Here is a 12,165-nt window from a genome sequence, read left to right on the forward strand (position 1 = left end):
GTGGATGGTCCCGTGGGTGCGGGGCGGGGCGGGGCGGGGTGGGGCGGGGCGGGGCGCCGGAAGGTCCGATCGGGGAGCGGAATTGCCGAGCGGGAAACGGGGGAGGCTGCGCGCCGGTCATTCCGGCCGGATTCCCGGTCGGATTCCCGATCGGCCGGTGGCGGCGAATTCGAGTCGGATCGCCGGTGGGCGCCGGAAGAGGTGGGCGGGGCGACCGGCTCCTCGCCCGCCGCCCGGCCGTGCGGCGCCTCGGGGCGGCTCGCAGGGTCTGCCGGTGGCCGGTTCCGGAGCTCAGGTCCGCATGTCGGCCCCCTTTCGGCGGTGGGTCCGGCGATTAACTGTTAGCGCTAACAATCAATCGCCAAAAAAGATCACCGAGGTGAATTCCCCGGCGTCGGCCAAGGGGAGCTTCCAGTACCCCGCGCGCAGTGTCAACCCTTCCTGCACGCGGACGCGGACGCTCGCCGCCGAAGGCGCGGCCGCGGGCGAGGCCGCGGCCGCGCGCGGGCGTACGGTAACCGGCTGCGAAGCCCCCGCGGGCGGCCAGTGCGGTTCGCGCCGACGCACGGAGCCGGGCGTGGGCGTGGTCGGTGTCGTAGCGCTGGTGCCGCGAAAGGTACACCGGCGCCGGGGGAGTTCGAGCGGCAGGGGCAGTACGGCCGGGCCGGGGCCGGCGGCCGGGGCGCGTGCGGTGATCTCGGGAACGGTGACCAGGAGGTCGGTGCCGCGCGCGAACTCCGGCGCGGCCGCTTCGGTGGGGACGGCCGCCACCACGCGGCGGGCGAGGCCCAGGCGTGCGAGGACGTCGTCGAGGGCGTTGCCGAGGTTCCCGCGCCGCGAGACGGTGAGGTGCTCGGCCGCGGCGTACTGCTGCACGGTGACGGTCCGGGCCCGGGCGAGGGGGTGTCCCCGCCGCACGACGGCGACGAGGCGGGTCTCGCCCACCTGCTCGGCGCGGATGTCGGGCGCGCCCGGGCGGTTGGCGTTCGCCGCCAAGTCGACCTCGCCGCAGCGCAGTTCGGGGATTGCGGTGCTCGATTCCGCGACGAAGCGCAGTCGCACGCCCGGCGCCTGCCCGCGGACGGCGATCGCGTACGGCGTCGGGGTCATGGGGCAGCCGGGCGGGCGCCCGGCCACGCTGCCCTCCTTCAGTAGCGCGCCGAGCGCGGTGAGCAGGTTCAAATCCAGTTGCACGGGAGTAATCCCAGCCGTTCCTGACATGCATTTGATGGTAATGCCGGGGGTGGATAACGTCGTCACCACGGCGCCGGACAGAACGTCCCCCCGGCCCGGGATTCTCCAACCTCCTTCACCTGCAAGGGAGTTCCACCATGTCCGAATCGGTTCAGACGGCCGACATCGCTGTGACCGCCGACTCTGTGTCCGACGCCGATCTGCTCGACCTGACCGCCGATGCCGTGCGTGCGGCGGGCTCGGTGCTGCGGGAGCGTTTCGGGGAGGTGGCCGCTTACCGGACCCGTGAGGAGTTGATGGGTGCGCTCGCCGCCAACGACGACGCGGCCCTGGCCGTCCTGCGCCCCCGGCTGACGGGCCTGCGCCCGGGCGCGGGCTGGGTGGAGGACGAGCTGGACGGTGGGGCGCTGCCACCGGGTGAGTGGTGGGTCGTGGATCCGGCCGAGGGCAACGTCAACCACCTGCACGCCCTGCCCGAGTGGGCGGTGACCGCCACTCTCGTGCGGGACAACCGGCCGCAGCTCACCGCGGTCCACCTGCCGCTGACCGGCGAGACCTACACGGCGCTGGCCGGTGCGGGCGCCCGCCTCGACGGCCGCCCGCTGCACGTCTCCCCGACCGCGGACCTCGGCCTGGGCCTGGTCGCCACCAGCCAGGCCCGGCCCGACGAGGACGAGGACGTCGTGCGGCGCATCGGCTCCTCGATCACCGCGATGCTCCTTGACGCGCTCGTCGTGCGTGTCGCCGTGCCCGCGACCCTGCACCTGCTGAACGTGGCCGCCGGCCGGCTCGACGCCTTCTGGCAGTTCGCCGGCGCCCGCGCGGACCTGCTGCCCGGCGCGCTGCTCGTCACCGAGGCCGGCGGACGGATCACCGACACCGACGGCCGCCCCTGGACCCCGAAGAGCGAGAGCTTCCTGGCCGCCGCGCCCGGCGTCCACGCCCAGGCCGTCACCACGCTCTCCCGCTGACCACCCACCACCCACCCGCACCCACCTGCCCAAGGAACGGAACGCCATGACCACCATCGCAGTCCTCGGAAACGGCCGCGTCGGCGGCAACCTCGCCCCGGCCCTCACCCGCGCCGGCCACCACGTCACGGCGGTGGACCGCGCGCCGGGCGCCGCCGCCGAGGCCGCCGCCGCGGCACGGATCGTCATCAACGCCACCCCCGGCGCCGGCTCGCTGGAGCGCCTCACCGCCCTGCGCGACGAACTGCGGGGCAAGATCCTCGTCGACGTCTCCAACGCCACCCTCGACGGACCGGACGGACTGCCCGCCGACCTGATCTACCCCGGCTCCAGCCTGGCCGAGCAACTCCAGGAAGCGCTCCCCGAAACGCACGTCGTCAAGACCCTCAACACCATGCTCTTCCCCGTGATGACCGCGCCCGCCGCCCTCGCCCAGGCACCGACCGCCTTCCTGTCCGGCGAGGACCCGCAGGCCAAGCAGGCCGTCCGCGAACTGCTCACCGACCTCGGCTGGCAGCAGGAATGGATCACGGACCTCGGCGGGATCCGGACCGCCCGCGCCACCGAGGCCGCCATCCTGTTCGTCCCCCACGTCATCCGAGCCAGCGGCTTCACCCCCTTCGCCATCTCGATCACCCGCTGAGAACCCGGGACGGTGCACGGGCAGGGCCGTGGCAGAGCCGTCCGGTGCTGTCGCCGGTGCTGCCGCCGGTGGACGAGCAGGACCGGACGGTCGGGTGAACGTCCGTCAGGCATCCGACGGTCGAACGGCCGTCAGGCGTCCGGCAGTTGACGCCCCGGCTGCTGGAGTCCGGCGCCGACCCGGGCGGCGGTCCCGCGCAGCCACTGGTGGGCGGCGTCCTGGGCGTGGGCGGGGTGCCACCACAGGGCCTCGGTGAGGGGGACGGGGTCGAACGGGCAGGGGAGGGTGCGGACGCCGCCGTGCGGGACGAGGAGGGTGGCGAGGCGTTCCTGGATCAGGGCGATCCGGCGGGTGCCGGCCACCATGGCGGGCAGCAGCTGGAAGGTCCCGACGGAGACCTCCACCCGCGGTTCGACGCCGAGCAGGGCGAGTTGGCGGGTGGCGGGGGTGTCGTGGGTGCGCTGGTAGACGGCCCAGGGGAGGCGGGACAGGTCGTCCAGGGACAGGGTGTCGGCGACCTCGGGGTGGTCGTCGGCGACCAGGCAGACCCAGCGGTCGGTGTACAGGTCGAGGAAGGGGTAGCCGGTGATCACGCCGTGCGGCAGCAGGAGCCCGTCGGCGGCGCCGAGGAAGTCGGTGATGGAGTCGACCAGGGTGGGGCCGACCTGCTGGAAGCGCAGCCGGATGCCGGGGGCCTCGGCGTGCAGGGCGCGGGCGAGGCCGGTGCCGAAGACGGCGGCGGCGTAGTCGGAGGAGAGCAGGGTGAACTCGCGCTCGGCGGTGGCCGGATCGAAGGACGCCTGGCAGGTGAAGACCCGTTCCAGCAGGTCGCAGGCGGGGCCGGTCATGGTGAGCAGCGCGGCGCCGAGCGGGGTCAGGGTGTAGCTGTTGCCGGAGCGGGTGAGCAGTTGGTCGCCGAAGTGCTTGCGCAGGCGGGCCAGGGCGGCGCTCATCGCGGGCTGGCTGAGCCCGACGCGCGCTCCGGCCCGGGTGACGTTGCGTTCCTCCAGCAGGGCGCGCAGGGCGGGGACCAGGTTGAGGTCGAGGGTCGAGAGGTTCATCGGGGGCCGCCCCGCCTATCCGTCCGGTGGATGCCTGTCATCAGCACAATCGATTTCCATGATTGCCGTGCCGGGGCCAGATTAGTCGCAACGCATCGAGAGGAGACCTCGTGGCAACACCGGCGCGACCCTGCGGCCCCTTCGCCCTCGGCACCTTCACCGACGGCGGCGGCGCGCCCTTCCCCGGCCTGGTCGCCGACGGCCGGGTCCTGGACCTCCGCGACCACCCCGCCCTCGGCCGCCCCGCCACCACCCGCGACCTGCTGGAGCGCTGGGACGAGGCGCTGCCCGTCCTGCACGGCCTGGCGGCCCGGACGGACGGCGCCCGGCGCCCCGTCGAGGAGCTGCGCACCCTGGCCCCGGTCGAGCCCCGGCAGTTGCTGCAGTCCGGCGCCAACTACCGGCAGCACGTGATCGACCTGGCGGTCGCGCACCGCCCCGCCGACGACCCGCGCCCCGTCGAGCAGGCCCGCGCCGAGATCGGCGCGATGATGGACCGCCGGGCCGCCGAGGACCAGCCGTACGTGTTCATCGGCCTGCCGTCCTCGATCACCGGCCCCTACGACGACGTGCTGCTGCCGCACTGGTGCACCAAGCCGGACTGGGAGTTGGAGCTCGCCGCGGTGATCGGCGCCCCCGCCTACCGGGTCACCCCCGAGCAGGCGCTCGGGCACGTCGCCGCGTACACCATCGCCAACGACCTGACCGCCCGCGAACTGGTCTTCCGCCGCGACATGCCGGAGATCGGCACCGACTGGCTGCGCTGCAAGAACGCCCCCGGCTTCACCCCGCTCGGCCCCTACCTGGTGCCCGCCGCGTTCGTCGGCGACCCGTCCGACCTGCGGGTCACGCTCAAGCTCAACGGCGAGACCATGCAGGACGAGTCCACCGCCGACATGCTCTTCGACGTGGCGCGGATGGTCTCCTACGCCTCGCAGACCACCCGGCTGCTGCCCGGCGACGTGGTCCTCACCGGCAGCCCGGCCGGCAACGGCATGCACTGGGGCCGCTTCCTCGCCGACGGCGACGTCATGGACGGCACCATCACCGGCCTCGGCGCCCAACGCACCCGCTGCGTAAGGGAGTCGGCGTGAACGACCTGGACCGCACCGACCTGAACCGCTCCGACCTGGACCGCTCCGACCCCGAGGGCGCGATAGCCGCGGCCGCGAAGGCGTACTCCAACTGGGGCCGCTGGGGCGCCGACGACCGGCTCGGCACCCTCAACTTCCTCGGCGAGGACGAGCGCAGGGCCGCCGCCGGGCTGATCCGGCAGGGCGTCAGCTTCTCGCTCTCCCAGCGCTTCGACATGGACGGCCCGCAGCGAGGCTGGCGGCGGCGCACCAACCCCGTGCACACCATGCTCGACACCGGCACCGACGCGGCCGCCGGACTGCAGGGATTCCCGCACGGCATCGGCGGCGCGGACGACGTGATCGCCATGCCGCTGCAGTGCTCCACCCAGTGGGACGGCCTCGGCCACATCTTCGACCACGGCAGGGCGTGGAACGGCCGCGACGCCGCCACCACCGTCACCGCCGCGGGCGACCAGGTCACCGGCATCGAGCACATGGCCCACCAGATCGCCGGACGCGGCGTGCTCCTGGACGTCGGCCGGGCGGTCGGCACCGACGGCGAACTGCCCGACGGCTTCGCGGTCACCGAGGCGCACCTCGCCGCCACCATCGAGGCCCAGGGCCCGAGTTCGGCCGTCGGTCGCGGCGACCTGGTGGTCGTCCGCACCGGGCAGTTCAGCCGGGCGCGGCGCGAGGGCTGGGGCGAGTACGCGGGCGGAGCGGCGCCCGGCCTGTCGTTCACCACCGCCGGGTGGCTGCACCGCAGCGAGATCGCCGCGATCGCCACCGACACCTGGGGCTTCGAGGTCCGCCCCAACGAGTTCGACCACGCCTTCCAGCCCCTGCACCAGGTCGCCATCCCCCACCTCGGCCTGCTGATCGGCGAGATGTGGGACCCGGACGCCCTCGCCGCGCACTGCGCCGCCGACGGCGTGTACGAGTTCTGGCTGACCGCCGCCCCGCTGCCGATCACCGGCGCGGTCGGCTCCCCGGTCAACCCGATCGCCGTCAAGTAGCCTCCCCGCCCGGCCGGTTCGGCCCGCCCGCCACCCGGACCGCCGTCGACCGGACCCATCCCTTCTCCTCCCCCCGTTCGCCGCGCGACGAGGCGCGGCCCACCCGCCAGGGAGCACCCCCCCATGACCACCCCCAGCGTCCGTTCGGTCCTGGTGATCGGCGGCGGTACCGCCGGCAACGGCCTCACCGTGCTGCTGCGCCGGGCCGACATCGCCGTCGACCTGATCGAGGCCACACCCGACTGGAACGTCTCCGGCTCCGGAATCACCTTGCAGGGCAACGCACTTCGCGCTCTGCGCGAGATCGGCGTCTGGCCGCAGGTCTGCGAGTCCGGCTTCGCGTTCGACTCGGTCGGCCTCACCGCTCCCGACGGCACCGTGCTGCACGTCGCCCGCGACGTGCGCACCGGCGGCGAGGACCTGCCCGCCACCGTCGGCATGCAGCGCCCCCGGCTGCAGGAGATCCTGATCGACGCGGTCCGGGCGTCCGGCGCGCACGTCCGGCTCGGCATCACCGCCACCGCCCTGCACGGCGACGTCGACGGCGTGAACGCCGAGTTCTCCGACGGGAGTTCGGGCCGCTACGACCTGGTGGTCGGCGCGGACGGCATCTCCTCCGCGACCCGCGCCATGATCGGCATCACCGAGCGCCCCGAGCCGACCGGCATGGCGATCTGGCGCACCCCCGCCCCGCGTCCCGCCGGCGTGGAGCGCACCGACCTGAGCTACGGCGGGCCGGCGTACATCGCCGGGTACTGCCCGACCGGCCCCGACACCGTCTACGCCTACCTGGTCGAGCCCAAGCGCGACCGCGCCACCATCGACCCCGCTGCCTACGCCGAGGAGATGCGCCGCCTGGCGGCCGGGTACGGCGGCCACTGGGGGCAGATCGCCGCGTCCATCACCGACCCGGCGCAGGTCAACTACACCTGGTTCGACCGGCACTTGATCGAGGGCCCGTGGCACCGGGGCCGCGTGGTGCTGGTCGGCGACGCCGCCCACGCCTGCCCGCCCACCCTCGCCCAGGGCGCCGCGATGTCCCTGGAGGACGCCCTCGTCCTCGCTGAACTCCTCGCCGGGGACGAGGAGTTCAGCGAACAACTGCTGCTCGACTACCACGCACGCCGGCTGCCGCGGGTGCGGATGGTGGTGGAGAACTCCTGCCGGTTGGGCCGGTGGCTGATGGACGGCGTCCGCGACGCCGACGTCCCCGGCCTGATGGCCCGCACCACCGCCGTCCTGAAGGAACTCCCGTGACCCACAAGACCGTCGACGTCCACGCCCACCTGCTGCTGCCCGAGGTCGAGGCCCTGGTCGCCGGACAGCCCGGCCTCGCGCACGCCAAGGCGCTGGACGCCCGCCGCAACGGCCCGCAGGCGCTGTCCGTCAGCGGCCCGATGGTCGCCGCCCGGATCCCGCTGCTCACCGACCCGGCCGCCCGGCTCGCCGCCATGGACACCCAGGGCGTCGACGTGCAACTGGTCTCCCCGTCGCCCTCCCACTACCACTACTGGACCGACGAGTTGACGGCCCGTCAGATCTGGGCGGCGGCGCACACCGCCACCGCCGCGCACTGCGCCACCGCCCCCGACCGGCTGCGCGGCCTCGGCCTGGCCCCGCTCCAGCACCCGCACCTGGCCGTCGAAGCCCTCGACCACGCGCTGTCCCTCGGCCTGTTCGGCGTCGAACTCTCCAGCCACGCACCCGGGGTGGAACTCTCCGACCCGGCCCTCGAACCGTTCTGGGCCCGGGCCGCCGAGACCGGCGCGGTGCTGTTCCTGCACCCCTTCGGCTGCACCCTCGACGAGCGCCTCGACCGCTGGTACCTGTCCAACACCGTCGGCCAGCCCACCGAGAACGCCGTCGCCCTCTCCCACCTGATCTTCTCCGGTGTCCTCGACCGCCACCCCGCCCTGAAGATCCTCGCCGCGCACGGCGGCGGCTACCTGCCCACCCACATCGGCCGCTCCGACCACGCCTGGCGCGCCCGCCCCGACGCCCGCGGCTGCGCGCACGAACCCAGCTCCTACCTACGCCGGCTGTACTTCGACTCGCTGGTCCACGACCCTTGCGTGCTGAGGGAGTTGGTCCGGGCCGCCGGAGCCGAACGGGTGCTGCTCGGCTCCGACTTCCCGTTCGACATGGGCACCGAGGACCCGCTCGCCGCCCTCGCCGCGGCCGAACTCCCCGATGCCGAGCTGGCCGCCGTCCGCGGCGCCAACGCCGTTGCCCTGCTGGGACTTTGACGCCCCCCACCGAGGAGGACCACCCATGAACCGCCTGCTCACCCACCTGCGGCACGTCGACCTCGCCGTGCCCGACTTCGAGAAGCAGCTCGACTTCTACTCCGGCGTCTGGGGCCTGACCGAGACCGCCTCCGACAGCGGGATCTCCTTCCTGGCCGCCGAGGGCTCGCCCGAGCAGTACGTGGTGCGCCTGCGCCGGGCGGAGGAGAAGCGCCTCGACCTGGTCTCCTACGGCGCCGCCACCCCCGCCGACGTCGACACCCTCGCCGAGCAACTCCTCGGCCAGGGCGTCCAGTTGATCACCCAGCCGGGCGGCGTCGACACCCCCGGCGGCGGCTACGGCTTCCGCTTCTTCGACTGCGACGGCCGCACGATCGAGGTCTCCGCCGACGTCGCCGCCCGGCAGCACCGCCGGATCGAGGCCCAGGAGTCGATCCCCGTCCGGCTCTCCCACGTCGTCCTCAACTCGCCCGACCTGGACCGCACCCGCCTCTGGTACGAGCAGCACCTCGGCTTCCGGCTCTCCGACACGCTCAGCTCCCCGCACCTGGGCGAGGTGATGCACTTCCTGCGGATCAGCAACCAGCACCACTCGATGGCCCTCGCCAAGGGCCCGCACACCTCGCTGCACCACGTCTCGTTCGAACTGCGCGGCCTGGACGAGTACATGTACGGCACCGGCCGGGTGCTGCGGGCGGGCGTCCGCAAGATCTGGGGCCCCGGCCGGCACCTGGCGGGCAACAACACCTTCTCGTACTTCCTCGACCCGCACGGCAACACGGTGGAGTACACCACCGAGCTGGAGTCGCTGGACGAGGACACCTGGCACCCGCACGTCTACGACTTCTCGCAGCCCGAGGTCACCGACCAGTGGGGCACCGCCAACCCGATGAGCGAGATCGTCGCCAAGGAGTCCTTCAACGACGTCGACCGCGGCGTCTTCGTCGCACCGCCCGTGTGACATAAAGGCTTTGACGCCCGATCACCGACCAACCCCGGGGACGCGGCACGGCACTCATCCAGCCCTGACACCGCGCCGCGTCCCCGGTCCGAGGGGACCACGCCATGCGCTTCGCCACCTACGAGCACGAGGGCCGCCGCCGCTGCGGCGCGCTCGCCGCCGACGACGACCGCCTGCACCCGCTGCCGGACGGCACCGACCTGCTCGACCTGATCCGCTCCGGCGCCGACGCCCTGCACGCCGCCGGCCGCACCGCCCTGGCCGGCCCGCCCGGCCCGGCCGTCGGCGAGGTCCGGCTGCTGCCGCCCCTCCAGCCGCCCACCGTCCGCGACTTCGTCGCCTTCGAGGAGCACGTCGAAGGCGTCCGGCGCAGCGTCAGCGGCGTCGCGGGCGTCCCCGAACAGTGGTACGCCGCACCGACGTTCTACTTCACCAACCCCTACGCGGTGATCGGCGCCCACGACGACGTGCCGGTGCCGCCCGGCTCGCAGGCCCTCGACTTCGAACTCGAGGTCGCCGCCGTCATCGGCCTCGAAGGCAGCGACCTCACCCCCGAGCAGGCCCGCGACCACATCATCGGCTACACCGTCTTCAACGACTGGTCGGCCCGCGACCTGCAAGCCGCCGAGATGCAGGTCGGCCTCGGCCCGTGCAAGGGCAAGGACACCGCCACCACCCTCGGCCCCTGGCTGGTCACCGCCGACGAACTCGAACCGCACCGCGACGAGGACGGCTTCCTGCGGCTCGCCCTCACCGCGAGCGTCAACGGCACGGTGGTCGGCACCGACCTGCTCTCCAACATGGGCTGGACCTTCGAGGACCTGGTCGCCTACGCCTCCCGCGGCACCACCGTCCGCCCCGGCGACGTGCTCGGCTCCGGCACCATGGGCAACGGCGGCTGCCTCGCCGAACTCTGGGGCCGCAACGGGGCTCAGCAGCCCGCGCCGCTGAAGGTCGGCGACACCGTCGTGCTCACCGTCCAAGGCATCGGCTCGACCGCCAACACCGTCGTCCCCGGCGTCGCACCGCAACCGATCCCCACCGCCCGCCCGCGCCCCCGGACCCGCCCCTGACGCCCGGACCCGCCCGCCGCCGGGCACGGCGGCCGTTCAGCGGTGACGGGCGTTCAGCGGTGGCCGGCGTTCAGCGGTGACGGGCCGGGCGGTGGGCCAGTACCAGCGCGAAACCGACCGCGCCCAGGGCGATCAGGACGACGCCGCTGATCAGCAGGGAGACCGGCGGCCGCCCGCCGTCGGCCGGGGACGGCAGGCTCACGGCCGCGAGGGAAGGGGCCGTCCCGATGCGGGCGTCGGAGGCCGGGGGAGCGGCGGCGCCGCTCCGGGTGGGAGCGGGCGGGGCGTCGACGCCCAGCACCTCGGTGCGGGGGGCCGGCGCGCTCGACGGTGACTCCGCCGCGGACGGCTGCGCGGCGGCAGGTGCCCCGGCGGCGGGCGCGGCCGGACGGGTGACCCGGAGGGTGGTGTGCGGGGCGGACCCGAAATCGTCCGCCGAGCCGGACCGCAGCCCGAGCCGGACGTCCACCTGCTGCGCGGCGGCGTCGCCGTCGGTGACGGAGAGCCGGAAGGTGTAGCGGGCGCTCCCGCCCGGTGCGAGGCCGGTGGCGGGCAGGGCGCCGCCACCGCGCAGCGAACGGTCGCAGCCGACCGCCAGCGGGAGGGACTCCCAGCCCGCGGCGGTCCTCACCTGCAGCAGCAACTCGTCGGCCCGCAGGGCCTCCTGCGGGCTCCGGGCGGCGTCGTTGCGGAGGGCGGGCAGCGGGGCGGCGCCGTCCAGGACGGCGGTGCCGGTGTTGCCGATCTCCGCGGTGAACTCGACCGGGGCGCCGCCCGCCACCAGCGTCCGCTCCGCGACCGGCAGGAGCGCCAGCGAAGCGGCCGGCGCCGACCGCGCGGCGGACGGTGCCGCGGTCGCGGAGCCGGTGCCGGAGTCGGAGCCGGTGCCGGTCGCGGAGGGCGAGGGCGAGGGCGAGGCCGGGGTCTGGGCAGGCGCCGGGGTCGGGGCGGCGGTGGCGGTGGCGGGCGGCCGTTCGTCACAGGCCCAGGCGGAAGGGGCGCCACCGAGGACGAGGGTGGTGCCCAGCGCGGTGCCGGCACCGAGAACGGCGAGACGGGAGTGGACGGGCACGGGATCTCCCCAGGGACGGAAGCAGCGGGCAGCGCGTTCGGCACGCGCGCCCCCCGTCTCCCCGGTGCCGCCCGGAGAATGCCACCCGAACCGCCCCCGCCCGGTCCGGCGGGACGGACTCCGGCCGGAACGCCGGTCCACCGCCGGGCGGATTCCGGCCGGAACGCCCGTTTGCCGCCGGGGCGGCCGGTGAGACGACCGCGGACAGCGATCCGTCAGCGAGAGGAGTCAGACCATGACCGGCACGACCACCGGGACGGGGACGGGGACGGGGACGGCGCCGCAGGAGGACGTCGTCGACGTCCTGCTGGCGCAGCACCAGCGGATCCGGGACCTGTTCGCGGACGTCCGCGCCGCGCAGGGCGAGCACAAGCAGCAGGCGTTCGACGAACTGCGGGCGCTGCTGGCGGTCCACGAGACCGGCGAGGAGCTGGTGGTGCGGCCCGCGGCCGAACGCGCGGCCGGGAAGGGCGAGGCGAAGGCCCGCAACGAGGAGGAGGCCGAAGCCAACCGCGCCCTGCTGGAGCTGGAGAAGCTGGACGTGGCGAGCCCCGAGTTCGACGCCGAACTGACCGCCTTCCAGCAGGCGGTGGAGGCCCACGCGCAGCACGAGGAGACGGAGGAGTTCCCCGCGCTGCGGGCCTCCTGCGACGCCGGCCAGCGCCGGGCGATGGGCCGCCGCCTCCTGGCGGCCGAGCGGATCGCGCCGACCCACCCGCACCCGGGCACCGCCGGCAAACCGGCCCTGCAGTGGACGGTGGGCCCCTTCGCCTCCCTGCTGGACCAGGCCAAGGACGCCTTCGCCCACCACCGAGACTGACCCGCCCGGCCCGTCCGGCCCGTCCGGCCCGC

General features: G+C 74.4%; 11 protein-coding genes and 1 pseudogene. 9 read left to right on the forward strand and 3 right to left on the reverse strand.

Features of this window, described 5'->3' with window-relative positions; genetic code table 11:
• Nucleotides 1-538: 538 nt before the first annotated feature.
• Nucleotides 539-1,194: pseudogene (locus IH44_RS44655) on the reverse strand (LysR substrate-binding domain-containing protein); the annotation flags it as partial.
• A gap of 137 nt (nt 1,195-1,331) precedes the next feature.
• Between IH44_RS44655 and IH44_RS0128170 the strand changes: the two are divergent.
• Both IH44_RS0128170 and IH44_RS0128175 read left to right on the forward strand, forming a co-directional pair.
• On the forward strand, nt 1,332-2,165 hold the full coding sequence (locus IH44_RS0128170) for an inositol monophosphatase family protein (RefSeq protein ID WP_030462562.1): 834 nt from the start codon (nt 1,332-1,334) through the stop codon (nt 2,163-2,165).
• A 25-nt stretch (nt 2,166-2,190) separates the two neighbouring features.
• Complete coding sequence (locus IH44_RS0128175; protein WP_255358130.1) at nt 2,191-2,808, forward strand: NADPH-dependent F420 reductase; 618 nt, start codon at nt 2,191-2,193, stop codon at nt 2,806-2,808.
• A gap of 131 nt (nt 2,809-2,939) precedes the next feature.
• Here IH44_RS0128175 and IH44_RS0128180 read toward each other — a convergent pair whose 3' ends face one another.
• Nucleotides 2,940-3,869: a LysR family transcriptional regulator gene (locus IH44_RS0128180; protein WP_030462564.1), complete on the reverse strand. Its 930-nt coding sequence runs from the start codon at nt 3,867-3,869 to the stop codon at nt 2,940-2,942.
• A 110-nt stretch (nt 3,870-3,979) separates the two neighbouring features.
• On the opposite strand from IH44_RS0128180, the gene IH44_RS0128185 reads away from it, so the two are divergent.
• The 6 genes from IH44_RS0128185 (at nt 3,980) to IH44_RS0128210 (ending at nt 10,241) form a co-directional block, all read left to right on the forward strand.
• Complete coding sequence (locus tag IH44_RS0128185) at nt 3,980-4,963, forward strand: fumarylacetoacetate hydrolase family protein (protein WP_030462565.1); 984 nt, start codon at nt 3,980-3,982, stop codon at nt 4,961-4,963.
• Nucleotides 4,960-5,961 carry a cyclase family protein gene (locus IH44_RS0128190; protein ID WP_232795121.1) on the forward strand — a complete coding sequence of 334 codons (1,002 nt, stop codon included), beginning with the start codon at nt 4,960-4,962 and terminating at the stop codon, nt 5,959-5,961. The genes IH44_RS0128185 and IH44_RS0128190 overlap by 4 nt, the downstream gene beginning before the upstream one ends.
• Before the next feature lie 123 nt (nt 5,962-6,084).
• Entirely contained in the window at nt 6,085-7,218 is a 1,134-nt protein-coding gene (locus tag IH44_RS0128195) for an FAD-dependent oxidoreductase (protein WP_030462567.1), read from the forward strand.
• On the forward strand, nt 7,215-8,207 hold the full coding sequence (locus tag IH44_RS0128200; protein ID WP_030462568.1) for an amidohydrolase family protein: 993 nt from the start codon (nt 7,215-7,217) through the stop codon (nt 8,205-8,207). The genes IH44_RS0128195 and IH44_RS0128200 overlap by 4 nt, the downstream gene beginning before the upstream one ends.
• 25 nt (nt 8,208-8,232) lie before the next feature.
• The gene (locus IH44_RS0128205; RefSeq protein WP_030462569.1) at nt 8,233-9,168 is read left to right on the forward strand and encodes a VOC family protein; all 936 of its coding nucleotides are present in this window, start codon (nt 8,233-8,235) and stop codon (nt 9,166-9,168) included.
• 104 nt (nt 9,169-9,272) lie between these two features.
• Entirely contained in the window at nt 9,273-10,241 is a 969-nt protein-coding gene (locus tag IH44_RS0128210) for a fumarylacetoacetate hydrolase family protein (RefSeq protein ID WP_030462570.1), read from the forward strand.
• A 70-nt stretch (nt 10,242-10,311) separates the two neighbouring features.
• Here the strand turns inward: IH44_RS0128210 and IH44_RS0128215 are convergent, their stop codons facing one another.
• Nucleotides 10,312-11,313, reverse strand: coding sequence for a hypothetical protein (locus IH44_RS0128215; protein ID WP_030462571.1), 1,002 nt, complete (start codon nt 11,311-11,313; stop codon nt 10,312-10,314).
• Nucleotides 11,314-11,548: 235 nt separating this feature from the next.
• Here IH44_RS0128215 and IH44_RS0128220 point away from each other — a divergent pair, with 235 nt between their 5' ends.
• The gene (locus IH44_RS0128220; protein ID WP_035956641.1) at nt 11,549-12,133 is read left to right on the forward strand and encodes a hemerythrin domain-containing protein; all 585 of its coding nucleotides are present in this window, start codon (nt 11,549-11,551) and stop codon (nt 12,131-12,133) included.
• Nucleotides 12,134-12,165 lie beyond the last annotated feature (32 nt).

The sequence above is a fragment of the Kitasatospora sp. NRRL B-11411 genome (assembly GCF_000721345.1).
GTDB lineage: Bacteria > Actinomycetota > Actinomycetes > Streptomycetales > Streptomycetaceae > Kitasatospora > Kitasatospora cineracea.

Coding starts and splice junctions, on each gene's coding strand:
- IH44_RS0128170 (WP_030462562.1), top strand. CDS start 1,332: ATGTCCGAATCGGTTCAGACGGCCGACATCGCTGTGACCGCCGACTCT.
- IH44_RS0128180 (WP_030462564.1), bottom strand. CDS start 3,869: ATGAACCTCTCGACCCTCGACCTCAACCTGGTCCCCGCCCTGCGCGCC.
- IH44_RS0128195 (WP_030462567.1), top strand. CDS start 6,085: ATGACCACCCCCAGCGTCCGTTCGGTCCTGGTGATCGGCGGCGGTACC.
- IH44_RS0128205 (WP_030462569.1), top strand. CDS start 8,233: ATGAACCGCCTGCTCACCCACCTGCGGCACGTCGACCTCGCCGTGCCC.
- IH44_RS0128210 (WP_030462570.1), top strand. CDS start 9,273: ATGCGCTTCGCCACCTACGAGCACGAGGGCCGCCGCCGCTGCGGCGCG.
- IH44_RS0128220 (WP_035956641.1), top strand. CDS start 11,549: ATGACCGGCACGACCACCGGGACGGGGACGGGGACGGGGACGGCGCCG.